Raw genomic sequence first — 20,760 nt, 5'->3', positions numbered from 1 at the left:
ATGGCGGAGCAGAAGCCGCTGAAGGTCCACAACCTCCGTCCCGCCCCCGGCGCCAAGACCGCGAAGACCCGTGTCGGTCGTGGTGAGGCGTCGAAGGGTAAGACGGCTGGTCGTGGTACCAAGGGCACCAAGGCCCGCTACCAGGTTCCGGAGCGCTTCGAGGGCGGGCAGATGCCCCTCCACATGCGTCTCCCGAAGCTCAAGGGCTTCAAGAACCCGTTCCGTACCGAGTACCAGGTCGTGAACCTCGACAAGCTGGCCGCGCTCTACCCCGAGGGTGGAGAGGTCACGGTGGCCGGTCTGGTCGCCAAGGGTGCCGTTCGCAAGAACCACCTCGTCAAGGTGCTCGGCCAGGGCGAGATCTCCGTGGCGCTCACGGTGACGGTCGACGCCGTCTCCGAGTCCGCCAAGGAGAAGATCACCGCGGCGGGCGGTTCCGTCACCGAACTGGTCTGAGACCTGTTCAGTGGCTGAAAGCTGAAATCATCGACCGGGGATGCCTCCCAAAAGGGGCATCCCCGGTTGGTCGTTCCACGGGTGGCACCCTCGCCGGTAAGGTGGCGGCGTCACACTGCTGTGAACAATCCCGAACGGTCGGCTCCTCACCGGGAACCCGGCCGGGCGTTTTGCTGTTAGTTAGCTGACAACTATCCGTCGATCCTCAAGACCGTCACCCTTGACGCAGTAGCGCGGGGGTCGCAGGAGGCACCGTGCTCACCGCGTTCGCCCGAGCGTTCAAGACGCCCGACCTGCGCAAGAAGCTGCTCTTCACGCTCGGCATCATCATTCTGTTCCGGCTCGGATCGCACGTCCCCGTACCGGGCGTCGACTACCAGAACGTTCAGACCTGTGTGAACCAGGCGGCCGAGAGCAACAACAGCCTGTTCGGCCTGGTGAACATGCTCAGCGGTGGTGCGCTGCTGCAGATCACCGTCTTCGCCCTCGGCATCATGCCGTACATCACGGCGAGCATCATTCTCCAGCTGCTCACCGTGGTGATCCCGCGTCTGGAAGCCCTCAAGAAGGAGGGCCAGTCCGGTACCGCGAAGATCACCCAGTACACCCGGTATCTGACGGTGGCCCTCGCCGTGCTCCAGGGCACCGGCCTGGTGGCGACCGCCCGTAACGGCATGCTGTTCCAGGGATGTTCCGTCGGTACGGAGATCGTCCCCGACAAGTCGATCTACGCCACCGTCGTCATGGTCCTCACCATGACCGCGGGTACCGCCGCCGTGATGTGGCTCGGTGAGCTGATCACCGACCGCGGTATCGGCAACGGCATGTCCATCCTGATGTTCATCTCGATCGCGGCCGGCTTCCTCGGCTCCCTCTGGGCCATCAAGGAGAGCGGCAAGCTCGCCGACGGCTGGATCGAGTTCGGCACCGTCATCCTCATCGGCTTCGTGATGGTGGCCCTGGTCGTCTTCGTCGAACAGGCCCAGCGCCGCATCCCGGTGCAGTACGCCAAGCGGATGATCGGACGCCGTTCGTACGGCGGAACCTCGACGTACATCCCGCTCAAGGTGAACCAGGCCGGTGTCATCCCGGTTATCTTCGCCTCGTCGCTGCTCTACATCCCGGCGCTGATCGCACAGTTCTCCAGCGGTACCTCCTCCTGGAAGACGTGGATCGAGAACCACCTGGTCAAGGGCGACCATCCGTACTACATCATCACGTATTTCCTGTTGATCGTCTTCTTCGCCTTCTTCTACGTCGCCATCTCGTTCAACCCCGAGGACGTAGCGGACAACATGAAGAAGTATGGTGGTTTCATCCCGGGTATCCGGGCTGGTCGACCTACTGCCGAGTACCTGAGCTACGTGCTCAACAGGATCACTTGGCCGGGCTCGCTGTACCTGGGTCTGATTGCTCTTGTCCCGACGATGGCGTTGGCGGGCTTCGGAGGCGCGAACCAGAACTTCCCGTTCGGCGGGACGAGCATCCTCATCATCGTGGGTGTGGGTCTGGAGACCGTGAAGCAGATCGAGAGCCAGCTCCAGCAGCGCAATTACGAAGGGTTCCTCCGCTGATGCGAATCGTCCTCGTCGGACCTCCCGGGGCCGGCAAGGGAACGCAGGCTGCGTACCTTGCCGAGAACCTGTCGATCCCGCACATCTCCACGGGCGACCTCTTCCGCGCCAACATCAGCCAGGGCACCGAACTCGGGCGCCGGGCGAAGTCCTACATGGACGCGGGAGATCTGGTGCCCGACGAGGTCACCATCGGTATGGCCAAGGACCGCATGGGCCGTCCGGACGCCGGGAACGGCTTCCTGCTCGACGGCTTCCCGCGCAATGTGTCCCAGGCCGAGGCCCTCGACGCGATGCTGAAGTCCGAGGGCATGACCCTCGACGCGGTACTGGACCTGGAGGTCCCCGAGGACGAGGTGGTCAAGCGGATCGCCGGCCGGCGGATCTGCCGGAACGACTCCAGCCACGTCTTCCATGTGTCGTACCACCCGCCGAAGGAGGCGGGCGTCTGCGACACCTGCGGCGGCGACCTCTACCAGCGCGACGACGACTCCGAGGAGACCGTCCGCAAGCGCCTGGAGGTCTACCACACCCAGACCGAGCCGATCATCGACTACTACCGGGGTCAGGGCCTCGTAGTGACGATCTCGGCGCTCGGCCCGGTCACCGAGGTGACCGGACGGGCGATGGAAGCGCTGGGCAAGAAGGACTGACCCGTCCGAGAGGGCGGTACGGCGTACGACGCCGAACGGCCGCGGTGTCCGGTGGACGCCGCGGCCGTACTGTTGAGCGAGAGCCCCCGCGCGTCCGGGCGGCCCGGGGAACGGGCGCGCGGCGGACGGGCGCGGACGACACCGGTGAGAGGCAAGGACACGGGCATGGTGCAGATCAAGACCCCGGAGCAGATCGCGAAGATGCGCGAGGCGGGGCTGGTCGTCGCCGCCGTCCACGCGGCCACCCGGGAGGCCGCCGTCCCCGGCGCCACCACCCGGGACCTCGACGAGGTCGCCCGTAAGGCGATCGCCGATCACGGCGCGAAGTCGAACTTCCTGGGGTACGGCGGGTTCCCCGCGACCATCTGCACCTCGGTCAACGAGGTGGTCGTCCACGGCATCCCGGACGACAAGACCGTCCTCAAGGACGGCGACATCATCTCCATCGACGCCGGCGCCATCGTCGACGGCTGGCACGGGGACGCCGCGTACACCGCCTTCGTGGGCACCGGTCACGCTCCGGAGCTGGTGGAGCTGTCGCGGGTGACGGAGGAGTCCATGTGGGCCGGGATCGCCGCCATGAAGGCGGGCAGCCGGCTGGTGGACGTCTCCCGGGCCATCGAGACCTATATCCGCCGCCAGCCCAAGCCCGGCGGCGGACGTTACGGGATCATCGAGGACTACGGCGGCCACGGCATCGGGACCGCGATGCACATGGAGCCCCATCTGCTGAACTACGTCTCCCGCAAGCGCGGCAAGGGCCCCCGGCTGGTGCCCGGCTTCTGTCTGGCGATCGAGCCGATGGTCTCCCTCGGCACCCCGAAGACCGAGGTCCTGGCCGACGAGTGGACCGTGATCACCACCGACGGCACCTGGTCCTCCCACTGGGAGCACTCGGTCGCCCTCACCGAGGCCGGTCCGCTGGTGCTGACCTCCCCGGACTGCGGCCGGGCCAAGCTGGCCGAGCTGGGTATCACCGCGGCGCCCGACCCGCTGGGCTCCTGATGGACCGGCGCCCCCGGAGCGGGCGGCGGAGCGCCCCCGTCCGGGGGAGCGGGGTCCGGCCGGTGCGTAAAGATCTTGTCGACTGGGCAAACTCGGTGGATTCGTCTTTTCGGATGGCCTGACGTAGACTGATGCGTCGGCTCTCGTGTACCCGTCTGCCCGCGTGCGCGCGGTCTCGCGGAGGGGTGGGGAGCCGATCAAGGTAGCCGATTCGAAGGGCGAAGCGTGGCCAAGAAGCAAGGTGCCATCGAAATCGAGGGCACCGTGATCGAGTCCCTCCCGAACGCCATGTTCAAGGTGGAGCTTCAGAACGGTCACAAGGTCCTCGCGCACATCTCCGGCAAGATGCGGATGCACTACATCCGAATCCTTCCGGACGACCGGGTCGTGGTGGAGCTGTCTCCGTACGACCTGACGCGTGGCCGGATCGTCTACCGCTACAAGTAGATCTTGTCCCCGACCGCCTCGTGCGGGACGGTGGCACTGACCCGGAGAACCTGACATCCCATGAAGGTCAAGCCGAGCGTCAAGAAGATCTGCGACAAGTGCAAGGTGATCCGCCGTCATGGTCGGGTCATGGTCATTTGCGACAACCTGCGCCACAAGCAGCGCCAGGGCTGACGTACGCCGACCAGCACATCGCAGTACTTCGCGCGACGCGAGCAAAACATCGTTCATACGCAGAGTCCGCCCAGCCCGTCAGGGTCGGCGACACCTCCGGCGGGGGCCGGGGACCCGGACGTACCACCATCCGATTCGGATGGTCGGCGGCCGGGAGCGGCTCTGTGGAAGACCCCCGAGTACACAGGAGCCATTGAATGGCACGCGTTTCCGGTGTCGACATCCCGCGTGAAAAGCGTGTGGAGATCGCACTCACTTACGTTTTCGGGATCGGCCGCACCCTGGCGCAGGAGACCCTCGCCGCCACCGGTGTGAACCCGAACACCCGCGTTCGTGACCTGGCCGAGGAAGACCTGGTCAAGATCCGCGAGTACGTGGACAGCAACCTCAAGACCGAGGGTGACCTCCGCCGCGAGATCCAGGCCGACATCCGCCGCAAGGTCGAGATCGGCTGCTACCAGGGTCTGCGTCACCGCCGCGGTCTGCCGGTCCACGGCCAGCGCACCAGCACGAACGCCCGTACCCGCAAGGGTCCGCGTCGCGCCATCGCCGGTAAGAAGAAGCCGGGCAAGAAGTAGTCCTCAGCGGACGCTCATCAGCGGTCTTCGCTGTAGGACCGACCACCTCCCGTAGGAGTTATTAGATGCCCCCCAAGGGACGTCAGGGCGCTGCCAAGAAGGTGCGCCGCAAGGAAAAGAAGAACGTCGCTCACGGCCACGCGCACATCAAGAGCACGTTCAACAACACGATCGTCTCGATCACGGACCCCTCGGGCAACGTGATCTCCTGGGCCTCCGCCGGCCACGTCGGCTTCAAGGGCTCGCGCAAGTCCACTCCGTTCGCCGCGCAGATGGCCGCCGAGTCGGCCGCCCGCCGCGCGCAGGAGCACGGCATGCGCAAGGTCGACGTCTTCGTCAAGGGTCCCGGCTCCGGCCGTGAGACCGCGATCCGCTCCCTCCAGGCCACCGGCCTCGAGGTCGGCTCGATCCAGGACGTCACCCCCACCCCGCACAACGGCTGCCGTCCGCCGAAGCGCCGCCGCGTCTGACGCTGCGCGCTTCGGGTGGCCGGTTTCGCCGGCCGCTTCGAGTGGCTTGTCGCGACGGTACGGACTCGCCTCCGTCCGTCGCGACCGGGCGGTACGTCCCCGTTGGGGCCGTACCGCCCGTACCCTGTTTTAGGCAACACCTTGTGGGCGTCAAATAGTGGGTGCCCCCGAATGAAGGAACGATCCACATGCTGATCGCTCAGCGTCCCTCGCTGACCGAAGAGGTCGTCGACGAGTACCGCTCCCGGTTCGTGATCGAGCCGCTGGAGCCGGGCTTCGGCTACACCCTCGGCAACTCCCTCCGCCGTACCCTCCTCTCCTCGATCCCGGGCGCGGCCGTCACGTCCATCCGGGTCGACGGGGTCCTGCACGAGTTCACCACCGTGCCGGGCGTCAAGGAGGACGTCACCGACCTGATCCTCAACATCAAGCAGCTCGTCGTCTCCAGTGAGCACGACGAGCCGGTCGTGATGTACCTGCGCAAGCAGGGCCCGGGTCTGGTCACCGCCGCCGACATCGCGCCCCCGGCCGGTGTCGAGGTCCACAACCCCGACCTCGTCCTCGCCACGCTCAACGGCAAGGGCAAGCTGGAGATGGAGCTGACGGTCGAGCGCGGCCGCGGCTATGTCTCCGCCGTGCAGAACAAGCAGGTGGGCCAGGAGATCGGCCGGATCCCGGTCGACTCCATCTACTCGCCGGTGCTGAAGGTCACGTACAAGGTCGAGGCCACCCGAGTCGAGCAGCGCACCGACTTCGACAAGCTGATCGTCGACGTCGAGACCAAGCAGGCGATGCGTCCGCGTGACGCCATGGCCTCCGCCGGCAAGACCCTGGTCGAGCTGTTCGGTCTCGCCCGCGAGCTGAACATCGACGCCGAGGGCATCGACATGGGTCCGTCCCCGACGGACGCCGCGCTCGCCGCGGACCTGGCCCTGCCGATCGAGGAGCTGGAGCTGACGGTCCGCTCCTACAACTGCCTCAAGCGCGAGGGCATCCACTCGGTGGGCGAGCTGGTGGCCCGCTCCGAGGCGGACCTGCTCGACATCCGCAACTTCGGCGCGAAGTCGATCGACGAGGTCAAGGCGAAGCTGGCCGGCATGGGCCTCGCGCTCAAGGACAGCCCGCCCGGATTCGACCCGACCGCCGCCGCGGACGCCTTCGGGGCGGACGACGACGCGGACGCCGGGTTCGTGGAGACCGAGCAGTACTGAGCCGTCTCGCCGGGCGCGGGTCCTTCACGGGAGACCGTGGGCCCGCCGCCCGGTGAGGGACCGCGCGTTCGCAGTGGTTGATCGCGCGGTTACCCGCGCCCCTGACCGGGGCGCACCATCTGCCCGCAGGCGGCCGCCTGCGGGGCCCTGACATCGGTACCTGATACGGCCGGTGCAGACACAAGGAGAAACACCATGCCGAAGCCCGCCAAGGGCGCCCGTCTGGGCGGCAGCGCAGCGCACGAGCGGCTGCTCCTCGCGAACCTCGCGAAGGCGCTGTTCGAGCACGGCCGGATCACCACGACCGAGGCCAAGGCCCGCCGCCTTCGTCCGGTCGCCGAGCGGCTGATCACCAAGGCGAAGAAGGGCGACATCCACAACCGTCGCCTGGTTCTTCAGACGATCACGGACAAGGGCATCGTCCACACGCTCTTCACCGAGATCGCCCCGCGCTACGCCGAGCGCCCGGGTGGCTACACCCGGATCACCAAGGTCGGCAACCGTCGCGGTGACAACGCCAAGATGGCCGTGATCGAGCTCGTCGAGGGCGAGATCGCCAAGAAGGCGACCGTGGACGAGGCCGAGGCCGCGACCAAGCGCGCGGTGAAGGAGGACGCCCTGAAGAAGGAGTCCGCCGAGGCCGAGGACGCCGCTCCGGTCGAGGACGCCAAGCCGGCCGCCGAGGCCGTCGAGGAGTCCAAGGAGTCCAAGGACGCCTGATCGGTTCCGCCGATCGCGTTCCCACGGCTGGTGGACGGGCCCGTTCCCCCTCGGGGGAGCGGGCCCGTCCCGTTTGCCGACCCCCGCTGCCGACCCCCGCAGAGACGAGGATCTTCACGTGACTGATGACGGCTACGGCGTCCCGCCCGGTCTGGTGCGGGTACGGCTCGATCTGTCGTACGACGGGACCGCCTTCTCCGGCTGGGCCAAGCAGGCCGCGGGCCGCCGGACCGTCCAGGGCGAGATCGAGGACGCGCTGCGTACGGTGACCAGGTCCCCGGTGACGTACGAGCTGACCGTCGCGGGCCGGACCGACGCCGGGGTGCACGCCCGCGGCCAGGTCGCCCATGTGGACCTGCCCGCCGCGGTGTGGGCCGAGCACCGGGAGAAGCTGCTGAAGCGGCTCGCCGGGCGGCTCTCGCGCGATGTGCGGATCTGGCGTGCCGATGAGGCCCCCGCGGGCTTCGACGCGCGGTTCTCGGCGGTCTGGCGGCGGTACGCCTACCGGATCTCCGACCACCCGGGCGGGGTGGACCCGCTGCTGCGCGGGCACGTCCTGTGGCACGACTGGCCGCTCGACGTGGCGGCGATGAACGAGGCGTCCCGGGGGCTGCTCGGGGAGCACGACTTCGCCGCGTACTGCAAGCGGCGCGAGGGCGCGACCACCATCCGCACCCTCCAGCGGCTGGAGTGGGAGCGGGACGCTTCGGGGATCGTCACGGCGACCGTGCGGGCCGACGCCTTCTGCCACAACATGGTCCGCTCCCTCGTGGGCGCGCTGGTCTTCGTCGGCGACGGGCACCGGCCGGTGGAGTGGCCCGCGCGGGTCCTGGCCGCGGGCGTCCGGGACTCCGCCGTCCATGTCGTACGGCCGCACGGGCTCACCCTGGAGGAGGTCGGCTATCCGGCCGACGAGCTGCTGGCGGCCCGCAGCCGGGAGGCCCGCAACCGGCGGACCCTGCCGCCGGCCGGGGGCGCCGGATCAGTTCCCGGGCCCGCCGACTGCTGCTGACGCCTGGGCGGTGCCCCGGGCCGCGATCTGCCGGAAGACGAAGTCCGCGACGTCGTTGTTCATGCGGTAGGCCCGGGTGTCGCCGGTGGTGACGTTCTTCGTACCGGTGTAGCCGGTCGCGGTGTAGTACGCGTACCGGCCGACCTGGTTCGAGGTGAAGAGACAGATCCGCCGGCCGCCCTGGCAGAAGGAGCCGACGCCCTTCCCGGCCAGGGGCGCGATGTTCTTCATGGTCTCCTTGGCCCGCCGGGCCTCCGCCGTGGTGCCGAAGACCGCGATACCGACGGTGACCGCGAGACCGTCCTGCTGATACGTGGCCCGGAACACCTGGTCGCAGTTGTTGCTCCGCAGGGCGCCCACGAGGCCGCGCTGGGCGACGGAGGCGCAGTTCGCGGTCCGGTGGTTGGCCGCCTCGGTGTAGGTACGGCCCTCGGCGGTGATCGTCGTCCCGGGGAAGAGGCCGTCGAGCGTCAGGGGCGCCTTGTCCTTCTTCTCGTCGGCGATGAAGTCGTTGGGGTTCGGCGGGGGCGGCGGGGCGACCGACGAGAACGAGGGTCCGGGCTCGGTCGGCCCGGAGGTGGCGCTCTCCTTGCCGTCGGCCCGGTCGGCACCCTTGGAACCGTTGTTCGACGTGACGATCGCGGTCGCCACGAGCGCGGCGATCGCGACGGTCGCCAGCGCCCCGCCGCCGATCATCAGCCGGCGCCGCCGGCGGGCGCGGGACGCGGAGGCGTCGGCCAGCGCGGCCCAGTCCGGGGTGCCGGGCCCGCCGCCCTGGCCGAAGGGCCCGCCGTCCGGGCCCTGGGCACGGTTGCCGTACGGATCGTGGCCCTGGGGCCCGGAGCCGTACGGTGTCCCGCCCTGCCACGGGGCGGGCCGGTTCTGGTTCGGGTCCTGATTCTGCTGTCCTTCGCCGGCCCCCCACGGAGGCCCCCCCTGACCGAAGCTCATGTCGCGCATCCTAAACCGGTTGGGCGAAGGGGGTATCGGGCCTCATCATCGAAGGATGGGACATCTCGAAGCCGCGCATCTGGAGTACTACCTTCCCGATGGGCGGGTGCTGCTGGCCGACGCCTCGTTCCGGGTCGGGGACGGCGCGGTGGTGGCCCTGGTGGGGGCCAACGGCGCGGGCAAGACGACCTTGATGCGGCTGCTGGCGGGGGAGCTCCAGCCGCACGGCGGCTCGGTCTCCGTCAGCGGCGGGCTCGGGGTGATGCGCCAGTTCATCGGCTCCGTACGGGACGACCGTACGGTCCGTGACCTGCTGGTGTCCGTGGCCCCCGCGCGGATCCGGGAGGCGGCCCGGGCGGTCGACGAGGCCGAGCACCTGATCATGACCGTGGACGACGAGGCCGCCCAGATGCGGTACGCCCAGGCGCTCAGCGACTGGGCGGAGGCACGCGGGTACGAGTCCGAGACGCTCTGGGACATGTGTACGACGGCGGCGCTGGGCGTGCCGTACGAGCGGGCCCAGTTCCGGGATCTGAAGACGCTGAGCGGCGGCGAGCAGAAGCGGCTGGCGCTGGAGGCGCTGCTGCGCGGCCCGGACGAGGTGCTGCTCCTCGACGAACCGGACAACTATCTGGACGTCCCCGGGAAGCGCTGGCTGGAGGAGCGGCTGAAGGAGACCCGTAAGACGGTCCTCTTCGTCTCCCACGACCGTGAGCTGCTGTCCCGGGCGGCGGAGAAGATCGTCAGTGTGGAGCCCAGCCCCGCCGGGTCGGACGTCTGGGTGCACGGCGGCGGCTTCGACACCTACCACCAGGCGCGGACGGAGCGCTTCGAGCGGTTCGAGGAGCTGCGGCGGCGCTGGGACGAGCAGCGGGCGCGGCTGAAGAAGCTGGTCCTGGACCTCCAGCAGTACGCGGCGCGGAGCGACGAGATGGCGTCGCGGTACCAGGCGGCGAAGACCCGGTTCCGGAAGTTCGAGGAGGCCGGGCCGCCGCCGGAGCCGCCGCGGCAGCAGGAGATCCGGATGCGGCTGGTCGGAGGACGGACCGGGGTCCGGGCGCTGACCTGCGAGCGGCTGGAGCTGACCGGGCTGATGAAGCCCTTCGACCTGGAGGTCTTCTACGGCGAGCGGGTGGCCGTGCTGGGCTCCAACGGCTCCGGGAAGTCGCACTTCCTGCGGCTGCTGGCGGGGGAGGGCACGGTGGAGCACACGGGTCTGTGGAAGCTCGGCGCCCGGGTGGTGCCCGGCCACTTCGCGCAGACCCATGCCCATCCGGAGCTGATCGGGCGGCCCCTGGTCGACATCCTGTGGACGGAGTTCGCCCGGGACCGGGGCGGCGCGATGTCCGTTCTGCGGCGGTACGAGCTGGAGCGGCAGGGCGACCTGCCGTTCGACCGGCTCTCCGGCGGGCAGCAGGCGCGCTTCCAGATCCTGCTGCTGGAGCTGGCGGGCACGACGGCGCTGCTGCTGGACGAGCCGACGGACAACCTGGACCTGGAGTCGGCGCAGGCCCTTCAGGACGGCCTGGAGGCGTACGAGGGGACGGTGCTGGCCGTCACCCACGACCGGTGGTTCGCCCGCTCCTTCGACCGGTATCTGGTCTTCGGGGCGGACGGGGTGGTCCGGGAGACCGACGGGCCGGTCTGGGACGAGCGGCGGGTACGGCGGGCACGGTAGACCGGCTTCTGCTGGGCGAAGGCGATCACGGGCTCTTCGGGGCGCCCGTCGGCGGCGGCGGTGATCCGGTACTGGTTGACCATCGGGGTGATCTTCTGGGTCACGAGGAACTCGGTCAGCTGCTGCATGACCGGGACGGTAGGCGTCGGCGGGGCCGCGCGCGGGCGCCGGAAGTGGACGGCGTGGGAGACTTTCGTCGTACGGGGCCCTTCGGCCCGTCACGGGCGCCGTCGCCCCTCGGATCCCGGATCCCGGCTCCCTGCTGCGGGTGAGCGGATCGGGCTCCGACCGATGATTTCCGGCCGTTCTTCCGGCCCCGGCCCCCGGCCGTCGCTGTCCGTTTTCGGAGGGCGACGGGGTGCGACTTTGACCCGTGCGAAGGGGGCCGGGTAAGCTTCTGCTTCGTTATGCGTATTGGCTTGCTCCATCTCACGTGAGGGGCCCTTACGCCGGTCCACCGGGCCGATGACCAGCGGCAGGCACACGGGTTGCGTCCCCGGCGTGCTGTCACGGCTGTCGTGATCGTTCGGGTGGCCTTGTCAGGACCTTCTTCCCGTGTCCTCGCGGACGGGGGAAGACCCACTCACTGAAGAAGCGAAGGCTACGACCGTGCGTACGTACAGCCCCAAGCCCGGCGATGTGACGCGCCAGTGGCACATCATCGACGCGCAGGACATTGTCCTGGGCCGTCTGGCCACCACCGCCGCCACACTCCTCCGGGGCAAGCACAAGCCGATCTACGCGCCCCACGTCGACGCCGGTGACTTCGTCATCATCGTCAACGCGGACAAGGTGCACCTGTCCGGCAACAAGCGGACCCAGAAGATGGCGTACCGTCACTCCGGTTACCCGGGTGGTCTGCGCTCCATCCGCTACGACGAGCTGATGGCGAAGAGCCCCGAGAAGGCCGTGGAGAAGGCCATCAAGGGCATGCTCCCCAAGAACACCCTGGGCCGTCAGATGCTCTCGAAGCTGAAGGTCTACGCGGGCGAGAACCACCCGCACGCTGCGCAGCAGCCGGTTCCGTTCGAGATCACCCAGGTCGCGCAGTAAGTCCGGCCACACCCCCTAAGACGAAAAGAATCTGAGGAGCATCGTGGCCGAGACCACCGCTGAAACCCCCGTCGAGGTCGAAGAGACCTACGAGGAGGTCACCACCTTCGAGTCGGAGGCGCCCCTGGAGGGCGAGTACACCTCCGAGTCGCTGGCGTCCCGCTTCGGCGAGCCGCAGCCCGCCGCGGGCCTGGGCCGTCGTAAGAACGCCATCGCCCGCGTCCGGATCGTTCCGGGCACCGGCAAGTGGAAGATCAACGGGCGCACCCTTGAGGACTACTTCCCGAACAAGGTGCACCAGCAGGAAGTGAACGAGCCCTTCAAGGTGCTCGAGCTCGACAACCGCTACGACGTCATCGCCCGCATCTCGGGTGGCGGCGTCTCCGGCCAGGCCGGCGCCCTGCGCCTGGGCGTGGCCCGCGCGCTGAACGAGGCGGACGTGGACAACAACCGCGGCGCGCTGAAGAAGGCGGGCTTCCTGAGCCGCGACGACCGTGCGGTCGAGCGCAAGAAGGCCGGTCTCAAGAAGGCCCGTAAGGCCCCGCAGTACAGCAAGCGTTAATCACGCCTGCTCGGTCTGTTCATCCGTACGCCCCGGCGGCACTGTTCGTGCCACCGGGGCGTACGTTTTGCACAGCTGTACGAAGCTGTACGAAGCTGACCAAAGGCGTCCGCCCGTCCCGGCGGAGCGGAGGGCCCGGCCGGGCCCGTTGTTTTGAATCGCGGAGCAAGGCTCACGAGGCACTTTCGGAGGACGGTTGTGGGACGACTCTTCGGCACGGACGGTGTGCGCGGTGTCGCCAACGCGGATCTGACGGCCGAGCTCGCGCTCGGTCTGTCGGTGGCGGCGGCGCATGTGCTCGCCGAGGCGGGCACCTTCGAGGGACACCGGCCGACCGCCGTGGTCGGGCGGGACCCCCGTGCCTCGGGTGAGTTCCTGGAGGCGGCCGTGGTCGCCGGGCTCGCCAGTGCCGGTGTGGACGTACTGCGGGTGGGTGTACTGCCCACCCCCGCGGTGGCCTATCTGACCGGGTCGCTCGGCGCCGACCTCGGGGTGATGCTCTCCGCCAGCCACAACGCCATGCCCGACAACGGCATCAAGTTCTTCGCCCGCGGCGGCCACAAGCTCGCCGACGATCTGGAGAACCGGATCGAGACGGTGTACGAGCAGCACCGCACCGGCGCGCCGTGGGACCGGCCCACCGGTGCGGGCGTCGGCCGGGTCACCGACTACGACGAGGGCTTCGACAAGTACGTCGCCCATCTGGTGGCCGTACTGCCGAACCGGCTCGACGGGCTGAAGGTCGTCCTCGACGAGGCGCACGGCGCGGCGGCCCGGGTCTCCCCGGAGGCGTTCGCCCGGGCGGGTGCCGAGGTCGTCACGATCGGCGCGGCGCCGGACGGTCTGAACATCAACGACGGCTGCGGCTCCACCCATCTGGGGCAGCTGCGGGCCGCGGTCGTGGAGCACGGCGCGGACTTCGGTATCGCCCACGACGGCGATGCCGACCGCTGCCTGGCCGTCGACGCGGCGGGCGAGGAGATCGACGGCGACCAGATCCTCGCGGTCCTGGCGCTGGCGATGCGCGAGGCGGGCACCCTGCGCGGCGACACGGTCGTGGCGACCGTGATGTCGAACCTCGGCTTCAAGCTGGCGATGGAGCGCGAGGGCCTCGAACTGGTCCAGACGGCGGTCGGTGACCGCTACGTTCTGGAGTCCATGAAGGAGCACGGGTACGCGCTCGGCGGCGAGCAGTCCGGCCATGTGATCGTCCTCGACCACGCGACGACCGGCGACGGCACCCTCACCGGGTTGATGCTCGCGGCCCGGGTCGCGGCGACGGGCCGGTCGCTGGCCGACCTGGCGGGTGTCATGGAGCGCCTGCCGCAGATCCTGATCAATGTCCCGGACGTCGACAAGTCCCGGGTCCACACCTCCGCCGAGCTGGCCGCCGCGGTCGGCGAGGCGGAGCGCGAGCTGGGGACGACCGGCCGGGTACTGCTGCGGCCCTCCGGTACGGAGCCGCTGGTACGGGTCATGGTCGAGGCGGCCGACATCGAGCAGGCGCGCGCGGTCGCGGAGCGGCTGGCGGACGCCGTGAAGTCGGCTCTGGGCTGACGCCCGCTCCCGCTCCCGTTTTTTCGTCGCCCGTGCCCCGGCGTACTACGCGTACACCGGGGCACGGGCGTACCGTACGGCGGCGGTCCTGTGCAGAGCCCACCGCGGGCCTTGCGGTTCAGTCGAAGAGGGCGATCACCCCGATCACCCAGATCGTGACGGTGGCGGCGACGGCCGTCAGACAGCCGATCGCCGCGAGGATCCCGCCGATCGTGCCGATCCAACCGCCCGGCCGTTCTCCCCGCTCCGCAGACCGCTCCGCCGCCCTCTCGACCTCGTACTCCTCGGCACGGGACGGCGGCGCGCTCCAGTCGACGGGGCGTCCGATCGCCTCCGAGCAGGTGATACGTACCGTGGCGAGCTGGTCGCGGGCGAAGTCGGAGGGCGCGTCCGATTCGGGTCCGCGCCAGGCGAGCGCCCGCATCCGCCGTCCGGTGACGCCGTACCGCTCCTCGAAGGCCGAGGTCTCGGCCGGGTCCCGGTCCGCTTCGAGATACATCCAGCGGCCCGCCTCGGCGGGCTCCCCGTACAGCCGGTACACCTCGGCCAGCCGTCGGCGCGGCGCCGGATCGGCGGGGTAGGACGACACCAGTCCGCGCAGCCGCTGGCGGGCGACGGGGACACGTCCGGCGGCGAGATCGGCGTCGGCACGGGCGAGGGTCTCTCGTAGGGACATGCACGCATGATCGGGGAGCCCGCCGACCGCCGTCGAACGGATTTCCGTCCGGCGCCGGCCGGTCAGGGGTGGTCAGCGCCGGCCGAGGAGGAGTGCCCGGTCGATCTCCTGCGCCGGGTACGGGAGCTGCCGGCTCTCGTCCATGAGCCTGCCGTAGAAGTCCGTGACGACGGCGGCGGTCGGCGCGTGGCGGACGATCGCGGCGCGGGCCGCCGCGGGCCCCGGCGGTGGCTCCGCCCCGGCCGCGCAGGCGCGGATCAGGGCCTCGCGCTCCGGCCTCCGATGCCCGTACAGGGCTGTGATCAGCCAGTTGACCAGATAGCTCAGGGTGTACGCCGGGTCGTGGGCGTGGTGGCGGGCGGCGAAGTCGTGTTCGGCGGGGGAGAGGTCGAAGCGGGTGGAGAGCGCGAGGCCGAAGTCGGTGAAGTAGAGGCGGCGGCCGTCGGTGAGGACGTTCTGGAAGTGGCCGTCGAAGTGGAGCAGTCCGCGATCGTTCATCAGGGCGATTCCGGCGCCGAGTTGCTCCTCGACCTGTCGTACGGCGGTGTCCGCCTCGGCGGGTCCTGCCGCGATCCGCGCGGAGAGCCAGTCGTGCAGGGTCGTGGGTATGTACTCCAGGAAGAGGAGGAGGCTCGCGGAGGCGTCCCGCAGCTCTTCGAGACGGCGGCGGATCTCCGGCCCGCCGCCCCAGTAGGCCACGGACTCCTCGACGTCGGCGAGTTCGTCGGGAAGGGCCGGTGCGGCGCCGGGCAGTACCCGCCAGTGGTAGAGGAGGGGAAAGCCGTCGTACGCCCCGGTGAGCACCCAGTTGGTGGTCATCCGGTGCGCGGCCAGCTCGCGCCAGGCCCCGAATCCGGGGGTGCCGACGCCGTAGTGGCAGTACGCGGGCAGTCCGAAGACATCGGAGGTGGAGTGCCGGTGCTCCGGCGCCCGCTCGCGGTCGGTGAGCGGGACGCGTTTGACGAAGACGGGTGTCCCGGCGACGTCCAGCAGCGCGGAGGTGCCGCCGATGCCGGAGCCCAGCGGGGCGGCGGTCTCCAGCAGTTCGGCGAGCCGCCGGTCGCCGAGCAGGGCGAGACCGGTGGCTGCGGTCTCGTATGCGTCGAGCCGCGCGCTGTCCGTGCTGTCCGTGCTGTCCGCGCTGTCCGGTGCCGCGTGCATGTGTCTCTCCTCCGGGCCGGGTGTCCGGGCACTGTACGCGGGACCCGGGTACGGCCCGGGTCCCGATGAGCCCTTGCCCGCGCGGCCGACGCCGACTAGCTCGGGTCGCGGTCGAAGAGGGATGCGGACCAGAGGTAGCCGAGGACGGTGAGACCCACGCACCAGGCGAGGGCGAGCCAGCCGTTGTGGCCGATCCCGGTGCCGAGGAGCAGGCCGCGCAGGGTCTCGATGGCCGGGGTGAAGGGCTGGTACTCGACGATCGGCCGGAACCAGCCCGGCATCGTATCGGCGGGGATGAAGGCGCTCGACACCAGCGGCAGGAGGATCAGTGGCATCGCGTTGTTGCCCGCGGCCTCCGGGTTCGGTCCTGCCAGGCCCATTCCGACGGCGATCCAGGTGAGCGCCAGGGCGAAGAGCGAGACCAGCCCGAAGGCGGCCAACCACTCGATGGCGGTGGCGTCCGTGGAGCGGAAGCCGACGGCGAGGGCGACGGCGCCGACGACGACTGTGCTCAGGACCGCCTGGAGGACGCTGCCGGCGACATGTCCGACGAGGACGGAGCCGCGGTGGACGGCCATGGTGCGGAAACGGGCGACGATGCCCTGGGTCATATCCATCGATACGGACACGGCGGTGCCGATCGTGGTGCTGCCGATGGTCATCAGCAGCAGGCCGGGGACGAGATAGGCGATGTAGGCGGAGCGGTCGGCGACTCCGCCGTTCATGCCGGCGCTCAGGGTGTCGCCGAAGACGTAGACGAAGAGCAGCAGCATCATGACCGGGGTGAGCAGCAGGTTCAGGGTCATCGACGGATAGCGCCTGATGTGCAGCAGATTGCGCCGCAGCATCGTGGACGAGTCGCGGACGGCGAGGGGGAGCGTGCTCACCGGGTGGTCTCCTCGGGCTGGTGCGGGACGGCGGGGCCGGTGAGGGCGAAGAAGACGTCGTCGAGGTCGGGGGTGTGGACGGTCAGTTCGTCGGCCTCGATCCCGGTGGAGTCCAGCCAGTCGAGTACGGACCGCAGTTCGCGCTGGCTGCCGTCGCTGGGGATCCGGAGGGCGAGGGCGTCGTCGTCGCGGGTGGTCTCGCGCAGGGTGTCGGCAGCGTGCCGGTACGCGGCCGGGTCGGTGAAGCGGAGCCGGATATGGCCGCCGGGTATCCGCCTCTTGAGGTCGTCGGCGGTGCCTTCGGCGGCGATCCGGCCGTTGTTCAGGACGGCGATGCGGTGGGCGAGTTGATCGGCCTCCTCCAGGTATTGGGTGGTGAGGAAGACGGTGACACCGCCGGAGACCAGCTCGCGGATGATCTGCCACATGGTGTGGCGGCTGCGCGGGTCGAGGCCGGTGGTCGGCTCGTCGAGGAAGATGATCCGCGGGGCGCCGACGAGGGTCATCGCGATGTCGAGGCGCCGCTTCATCCCGCCGGAGTAGCTCTGCGCGGGCTTCTTCGCCGCTTCGGTGAGGTCGAACCGCTCCAGTAACTCCGCGGTGATCCGCTGGCCGTCCCGCCGCGACAGATGGTGCAGATCGGCCATGAGGAGCATGTTCTCCTCGCCGGTGATCAGTCCGTCGACGGCGGAGAACTGGCCGGTGACACCGATCGCGGCGCGGACGGCCCGGGGCTCGGCTGCCAGGTCGTGGCCCGCGATCCGGGCGCTGCCGCCGTCGGCGCGGACAAGGGTGGAGAGGATCTTCACGGCGGTGGTCTTGCCCGCGCCGTTCGGACCGAGTAGCGCGAACACCGACCCGGCCGGGATGTCGAGATCGATGCCGTCGAGGACGGATTTGTCGCCGTACGACTTCCGCAGACCGGTGGCGGAGACGGCGGCGGGCGGCCGGGCGCCGCCCTGTTTGGATGTGGGCATGACAGATATGGGCATGGAGCCCTCCTTTTCGTCAACCGGTGAACGGCGGTGCTCGCCCCGGCGCGGGCGGCCCGGCCCGGTTTCGTGAACCGGACGGGCCGCGGGCGCCGGGGGTGGTGTCACTCGCAGAAGACCCGCACCGTGGACTCCGCGTCGTCGACGTCGACCCTGACGTCGTCGAGCTGCTCGACCAGCTCTTCGAGGTGCTCCGGCTTCAGCTCGCCGAGGTCGATCGGCACCCCCGCCTTGTCCAGCTCGGCGTTGACCTTCGTGAGCGCTCGCGGGGGGATGAGGCTGGTGAGCCTGACCCCGGCGCGCAGCAGCTGCAACGGGATCCGGACGTCGATCCGGCTCGTCCCGTCCCCGCCGGACTCGTCCGCGGAGTCCACCACCACACGCAAGTGCTTGGGCCGCGTCTTCGGACGGGGCGTGGTTCCGGGCGGCGCGTCGGGCCGCTCCCGTTCGAGGGCGTCGATCAGCCGCTCGGCCTCATCCGCGGTGATCTTGCCCTCGGCCAGCATCTCCAGGATCTGACGGCGCTGCTCGTTCACTGTCGCTTCTTCTCCTCGACTCATCTGACGCTTACCGATACGGCCGTTCGGCCCTGCTCCATTTCGAACCGGGTGCCGGGCAGAGCCCACAGCAGCCGCCCGGTGTCGCGCAGCGCGCGCGTCGCGCTCGCCCCGGCGGCGCGGCAGGCGACGAGACCGGCCAGGACGGCGAGCAGCACCAGCGGCGACAGCACCACCAGAACCGGCGGTACGGGAACATGCACCTGCCGCCGCTGGCCGTTCGAGCGCCGGTATCCCACCGTCACCAGCAGCGGAATCACCGGGGCCCCTCCAGCTCGGCCAGTGCCTCCTGGGCGCTGATCTCCCCGCGCCTCAGACGCTCGACGACCTCGGCGGCACCGGTGGGCGCCGGGGCGGTGTCGACGAAGTCGAGCCGCTCGGCGATCCGCTTCAGCCGGGCTTTGACCGTCGGGTAGCTCACCCCGAAGATCCGCTCCATCTCCTTGATCGACCCGTGCGACCGTACGAACGCGGCGATGAACACCTGGTCGTCGACGTCGAGTGCGGCCAGCTGCGGCGGCTCGAACTGCCCCTCGATCGCGACACCGCTGCCCACGAGGCGGACCCGCTCGACCACGAACGGCTGCCCGCGCGTCAGATCCGTCAGCTCCTGCCAGTCCACCTTCGGCTCCCTTGCTCTCGACGGTGTGCCCGCTGTTCATTTGTATCTTGAGTTTTTTGAGGAGTCAACGCATGGATCTTGATTTTCTTAATCTGGAGGTTGAGAAACTGAATCGAGGGTCGAGGGTGTCCAGGGGGGCCGTCAGCGGTCGGCGCGCGTTCACGCGGGAGGGGTATCCCGCGCGGCGCTCCTCGACTACTCGATAGCGGACTGTCAGGATGAGGTAACTCGCCCTGATTCCAAGGGTGTTGGAGGAGCTTTGGATATCGAGCCGCCCGCTGTCGCACTGCACGAGGCCCTGGTCGAAGAGCTGCGGAGCAGCGGGAGAATCACCACTCCGGAGGTGGCGGACGCGTTCACGGCGGTGCCACGTCATCTGTTCGTCCCGGGGGTGCCGCTGACGGAGGCGTACCGCGACGACGCCGTGTTCACCAAGCGCGACACGGACGGCACCCCCCTCAGCTCCGTCTCGGCCCCCTGGCTGGTGGCCACCATGCTGGAGCGCCTCGACGTGGCCCCGGGGGACCGGGTGCTGGAGATCGGCTCCGGTGGCTACAACGCCGCGCTGCTGTCCCGTCTGGTCGGCGAGAAAGGCGAGGTGACCAGCCTGGACATCGATCCCGATGTGATCGAACGGGCGGCGCGGTCGCTGCGGGACGCGGGGATCGCGGAGGTACGTCTGGTGACCGGTGACGGGACGCTGGGGGTCCCCGGCGGGGGACCGTACGACCGGACCGTCGTCACCGTCCAGGCCACCTCGATAGCCCCCGCGTGGCTGGACCAGCTCACGGACGACGGCCGGCTGGTCGTCCCGCTCCGGCTGCGGGGCCTGGGACGGCTGCTGACCTTCGTCCGCGAGGGCGACCACTGGGTCGGCGACGGCTGGGACCTGTGCGGCTTCGTCCGGATGCGCGGCCCGGCCGCCCGTAACCCCATGGCGACCACCCCGCTGGGCGAGGGCGTGCGGCTGCGGTGGGACGGCGGCCCCCGGCCCGATGCCGACGCCCTCACCGCGGCCCTGGCGGGGGAGCGCCGGGAGGTGTGGACGGGGGTGACCGTCGGCGCGACCGAGGGCACCCGGCCCGTCGTCGATCTGTGGCTGGCCACCGTGCTGGACGTCTTCGGGCGGCTGCACACGACCGGGACCGGGCCGGGTGACGTCCGGGCACTGCCGGGAGGATCCCCCGCCACCTGGGACGACACCGGCCTCGCCCATCTGACGATGCGCCCGGCGGACGCCGGGGGCTCGCGTTTCGAGTACGGCGTCGTCCGGTACGGCGGCGACGACACCGCGGCGGAAGAGTTCGCCCGGCAGTTACGAACCTGGGACCGCGACCACCGGGCCGGGCCGGGCCCCGTTCTGCGCGTCTTCCCCCGGGGCGGGCCCGAACGGGGTCCGGGCGTCCATCGGGTGCTGGAACGGCCGGGCCTCCCGCTGGTGCTCGCCTGGCCGTGAGGACGTAAGCCCGACAGTCTCCCGGACCGCCGGGTCCGGGCGTGCCACCACCTTCGACGACGTAGGAAGGAGGTTGACCGAGATGAGCACGGATCTGTTCGAGGTGTTCCGGCTCGACGCCGCCCATGTCGATCTGTCGCGGATCCGGGACGGCTTCGCCGAGACCGACGGCGACGACGCCGACGGTGACACCACCGGAGACGGCTGCGGGCCGTCCCCGCCACAGGGCCCGACGACGGGGTGCCTGATCCCGGGCGCCCGGTAGACCCTGTGACGAACCGGATGAACCGGCGGTAGAACGGGGCGGC

25 protein-coding genes are annotated in these 20,760 nt (G+C 69.8%); 17 read left to right on the top strand and 8 right to left on the bottom strand.

The features are described from left to right. The 11 genes from rplO to truA all read left to right on the top strand — a co-directional run bounded on the left by rplO (position 1) and on the right by truA (position 8,300). Positions 1-456: a 50S ribosomal protein L15 gene (gene rplO / locus ACFXG1_RS12590; RefSeq protein ID WP_384709989.1), complete on the top strand. Its 456-nt coding sequence runs from the start codon at positions 1-3 to the stop codon at positions 454-456. 254 nt (positions 457-710) lie between these two features. Next, positions 711-2,030 (top strand): preprotein translocase subunit SecY, encoded by a 1,320-nt coding sequence (gene secY / locus ACFXG1_RS12585; protein ID WP_384709992.1) that lies wholly within the window; start codon positions 711-713, stop codon positions 2,028-2,030. Further along, positions 2,030-2,683 (top strand): adenylate kinase, encoded by a 654-nt coding sequence (locus ACFXG1_RS12580; RefSeq protein ID WP_384709995.1) that lies wholly within the window; start codon positions 2,030-2,032, stop codon positions 2,681-2,683. The genes secY and ACFXG1_RS12580 overlap by 1 nt, the downstream gene beginning before the upstream one ends. Positions 2,684-2,848: 165 nt before the next feature. Then, positions 2,849-3,688, top strand: a complete 840-nt coding sequence (gene map / locus ACFXG1_RS12575; RefSeq protein WP_384709999.1) for a type I methionyl aminopeptidase — start codon at positions 2,849-2,851, stop codon at positions 3,686-3,688. 225 nt (positions 3,689-3,913) lie between these two features. After that, entirely contained in the window at positions 3,914-4,135 is a 222-nt protein-coding gene (infA, locus tag ACFXG1_RS12570) for a translation initiation factor IF-1 (RefSeq protein ID WP_003956442.1), read from the top strand. A gap of 60 nt (positions 4,136-4,195) precedes the next feature. Then, positions 4,196-4,309 carry a 50S ribosomal protein L36 gene (gene rpmJ / locus ACFXG1_RS12565; RefSeq protein WP_003956441.1) on the top strand — a complete coding sequence of 38 codons (114 nt, stop codon included), beginning with the start codon at positions 4,196-4,198 and terminating at the stop codon, positions 4,307-4,309. Positions 4,310-4,506: 197 nt separating this feature from the next. Further along, the gene (gene rpsM, locus ACFXG1_RS12560; RefSeq protein WP_384710002.1) at positions 4,507-4,887 is read left to right on the top strand and encodes a 30S ribosomal protein S13; all 381 of its coding nucleotides are present in this window, start codon (positions 4,507-4,509) and stop codon (positions 4,885-4,887) included. Between the two features lie 65 nt (positions 4,888-4,952). Beyond that, positions 4,953-5,357, top strand: coding sequence for a 30S ribosomal protein S11 (gene rpsK / locus ACFXG1_RS12555; RefSeq protein WP_003956432.1), 405 nt, complete (start codon positions 4,953-4,955; stop codon positions 5,355-5,357). Positions 5,358-5,545: 188 nt separating this feature from the next. After that, complete coding sequence (locus ACFXG1_RS12550; protein WP_146481858.1) at positions 5,546-6,568, top strand: DNA-directed RNA polymerase subunit alpha; 1,023 nt, start codon at positions 5,546-5,548, stop codon at positions 6,566-6,568. Between the two features lie 195 nt (positions 6,569-6,763). After that, positions 6,764-7,288, top strand: coding sequence for a 50S ribosomal protein L17 (gene rplQ, locus ACFXG1_RS12545; RefSeq protein WP_384714909.1), 525 nt, complete (start codon positions 6,764-6,766; stop codon positions 7,286-7,288). A 118-nt stretch (positions 7,289-7,406) separates the two neighbouring features. Continuing rightward, positions 7,407-8,300 carry a tRNA pseudouridine(38-40) synthase TruA gene (gene truA, locus ACFXG1_RS12540; protein WP_384714912.1) on the top strand — a complete coding sequence of 298 codons (894 nt, stop codon included), beginning with the start codon at positions 7,407-7,409 and terminating at the stop codon, positions 8,298-8,300. Here the strand turns inward: truA and ACFXG1_RS12535 are convergent. Next, positions 8,271-9,251 (bottom strand): hypothetical protein, encoded by a 981-nt coding sequence (locus tag ACFXG1_RS12535; protein WP_384714915.1) that lies wholly within the window; start codon positions 9,249-9,251, stop codon positions 8,271-8,273. The genes truA and ACFXG1_RS12535 overlap by 30 nt on opposite strands. Before the next feature lie 55 nt (positions 9,252-9,306). On the opposite strand from ACFXG1_RS12535, the gene ACFXG1_RS12530 reads away from it, so the two are divergent. The 4 genes from ACFXG1_RS12530 (at position 9,307) to glmM (ending at position 14,101) form a co-directional block, all read left to right on the top strand. Beyond that, positions 9,307-10,929, top strand: a complete 1,623-nt coding sequence (locus ACFXG1_RS12530; RefSeq protein ID WP_384714918.1) for an ABC-F family ATP-binding cassette domain-containing protein — start codon at positions 9,307-9,309, stop codon at positions 10,927-10,929. A gap of 609 nt (positions 10,930-11,538) precedes the next feature. Further along, on the top strand, positions 11,539-11,982 hold the full coding sequence (gene rplM / locus ACFXG1_RS12525; protein WP_384714920.1) for a 50S ribosomal protein L13: 444 nt from the start codon (positions 11,539-11,541) through the stop codon (positions 11,980-11,982). A 43-nt stretch (positions 11,983-12,025) separates the two neighbouring features. After that, positions 12,026-12,544: a 30S ribosomal protein S9 gene (gene rpsI, locus ACFXG1_RS12520; RefSeq protein ID WP_384714923.1), complete on the top strand. Its 519-nt coding sequence runs from the start codon at positions 12,026-12,028 to the stop codon at positions 12,542-12,544. 198 nt (positions 12,545-12,742) lie between these two features. Further along, complete coding sequence (gene glmM, locus ACFXG1_RS12515) at positions 12,743-14,101, top strand: phosphoglucosamine mutase (RefSeq protein WP_384742304.1); 1,359 nt, start codon at positions 12,743-12,745, stop codon at positions 14,099-14,101. A 118-nt stretch (positions 14,102-14,219) separates the two neighbouring features. On the opposite strand, the gene ACFXG1_RS12510 is transcribed toward glmM, so the two are convergent. From ACFXG1_RS12510 to ACFXG1_RS12480, 7 genes are all read right to left on the bottom strand, one after another. Next, the gene (locus ACFXG1_RS12510) at positions 14,220-14,777 is read right to left on the bottom strand and encodes a DUF6584 family protein (RefSeq protein WP_384720380.1); all 558 of its coding nucleotides are present in this window, start codon (positions 14,775-14,777) and stop codon (positions 14,220-14,222) included. Between the two features lie 72 nt (positions 14,778-14,849). Then, complete coding sequence (locus ACFXG1_RS12505) at positions 14,850-15,938, bottom strand: protein kinase family protein (protein WP_384720383.1); 1,089 nt, start codon at positions 15,936-15,938, stop codon at positions 14,850-14,852. 95 nt (positions 15,939-16,033) lie between these two features. After that, complete coding sequence (locus ACFXG1_RS12500; RefSeq protein WP_384720386.1) at positions 16,034-16,825, bottom strand: ABC transporter permease; 792 nt, start codon at positions 16,823-16,825, stop codon at positions 16,034-16,036. Beyond that, positions 16,822-17,817 (bottom strand): ATP-binding cassette domain-containing protein, encoded by a 996-nt coding sequence (locus ACFXG1_RS12495; RefSeq protein ID WP_384720389.1) that lies wholly within the window; start codon positions 17,815-17,817, stop codon positions 16,822-16,824. The genes ACFXG1_RS12500 and ACFXG1_RS12495 overlap by 4 nt, the downstream gene beginning before the upstream one ends. Positions 17,818-17,921: 104 nt before the next feature. After that, a complete protein-coding gene (locus ACFXG1_RS12490) occupies positions 17,922-18,353 on the bottom strand; it encodes a hypothetical protein (RefSeq protein WP_384714932.1) in 432 nt (143 codons plus the stop codon). A gap of 20 nt (positions 18,354-18,373) precedes the next feature. Continuing rightward, the gene (locus ACFXG1_RS12485; RefSeq protein WP_384714929.1) at positions 18,374-18,634 is read right to left on the bottom strand and encodes a hypothetical protein; all 261 of its coding nucleotides are present in this window, start codon (positions 18,632-18,634) and stop codon (positions 18,374-18,376) included. Beyond that, positions 18,631-18,996: a DUF2089 domain-containing protein gene (locus ACFXG1_RS12480; protein ID WP_384742300.1), complete on the bottom strand. Its 366-nt coding sequence runs from the start codon at positions 18,994-18,996 to the stop codon at positions 18,631-18,633. Before ACFXG1_RS12480 ends, ACFXG1_RS12485 begins: the two co-directional genes overlap by 4 nt. 259 nt (positions 18,997-19,255) lie before the next feature. Between ACFXG1_RS12480 and fxlM the strand changes: the two genes are divergently transcribed. After that, positions 19,256-20,452, top strand: a complete 1,197-nt coding sequence (gene fxlM / locus ACFXG1_RS12475) for a methyltransferase, FxLD system (RefSeq protein WP_384713192.1) — start codon at positions 19,256-19,258, stop codon at positions 20,450-20,452. Positions 20,453-20,534: 82 nt separating this feature from the next. After that, positions 20,535-20,717, top strand: a complete 183-nt coding sequence (locus ACFXG1_RS12470; protein ID WP_384713191.1) for a hypothetical protein — start codon at positions 20,535-20,537, stop codon at positions 20,715-20,717. Positions 20,718-20,760: the final 43 nt, after the last annotated feature.

Origin of the sequence: Streptomyces sp. NPDC059248, from assembly GCF_042753905.1 — a bacterium.
GTDB lineage: Bacteria > Actinomycetota > Actinomycetes > Streptomycetales > Streptomycetaceae > Streptomyces.
Note: the sequence above shows the minus strand (reverse complement) of the source record. Positions and strands in the feature narration are given on the sequence as shown.

Excerpts from the sequence above, each read along its gene's own strand:
- map (WP_384709999.1), top strand. The coding sequence starts at position 2,849 with ATGGTGCAGATCAAGACCCCGGAGCAGATCGCGAAGATGCGCGAGGCG.
- rplQ (WP_384714909.1), top strand. The coding sequence starts at position 6,764 with ATGCCGAAGCCCGCCAAGGGCGCCCGTCTGGGCGGCAGCGCAGCGCAC.
- rpsK (WP_003956432.1), top strand. The coding sequence starts at position 4,953 with ATGCCCCCCAAGGGACGTCAGGGCGCTGCCAAGAAGGTGCGCCGCAAG.
- ACFXG1_RS12530 (WP_384714918.1), top strand. The coding sequence starts at position 9,307 with ATGGGACATCTCGAAGCCGCGCATCTGGAGTACTACCTTCCCGATGGG.
- rplO (WP_384709989.1), top strand. The coding sequence starts at position 1 with ATGGCGGAGCAGAAGCCGCTGAAGGTCCACAACCTCCGTCCCGCCCCC.
- ACFXG1_RS12510 (WP_384720380.1), bottom strand. The coding sequence starts at position 14,777 with ATGTCCCTACGAGAGACCCTCGCCCGTGCCGACGCCGATCTCGCCGCC.
- ACFXG1_RS12550 (WP_146481858.1), top strand. The coding sequence starts at position 5,546 with ATGCTGATCGCTCAGCGTCCCTCGCTGACCGAAGAGGTCGTCGACGAG.
- ACFXG1_RS12535 (WP_384714915.1), bottom strand. The coding sequence starts at position 9,251 with ATGAGCTTCGGTCAGGGGGGGCCTCCGTGGGGGGCCGGCGAAGGACAG.
- ACFXG1_RS12505 (WP_384720383.1), bottom strand. The coding sequence starts at position 15,938 with ATGCACGCGGCACCGGACAGCGCGGACAGCACGGACAGCACGGACAGC.
- ACFXG1_RS12495 (WP_384720389.1), bottom strand. The coding sequence starts at position 17,817 with ATGCCCATATCTGTCATGCCCACATCCAAACAGGGCGGCGCCCGGCCG.
- ACFXG1_RS12470 (WP_384713191.1), top strand. The coding sequence starts at position 20,535 with ATGAGCACGGATCTGTTCGAGGTGTTCCGGCTCGACGCCGCCCATGTC.
- rpsM (WP_384710002.1), top strand. The coding sequence starts at position 4,507 with ATGGCACGCGTTTCCGGTGTCGACATCCCGCGTGAAAAGCGTGTGGAG.
- rpmJ (WP_003956441.1), top strand. The coding sequence starts at position 4,196 with ATGAAGGTCAAGCCGAGCGTCAAGAAGATCTGCGACAAGTGCAAGGTG.
- ACFXG1_RS12580 (WP_384709995.1), top strand. The coding sequence starts at position 2,030 with ATGCGAATCGTCCTCGTCGGACCTCCCGGGGCCGGCAAGGGAACGCAG.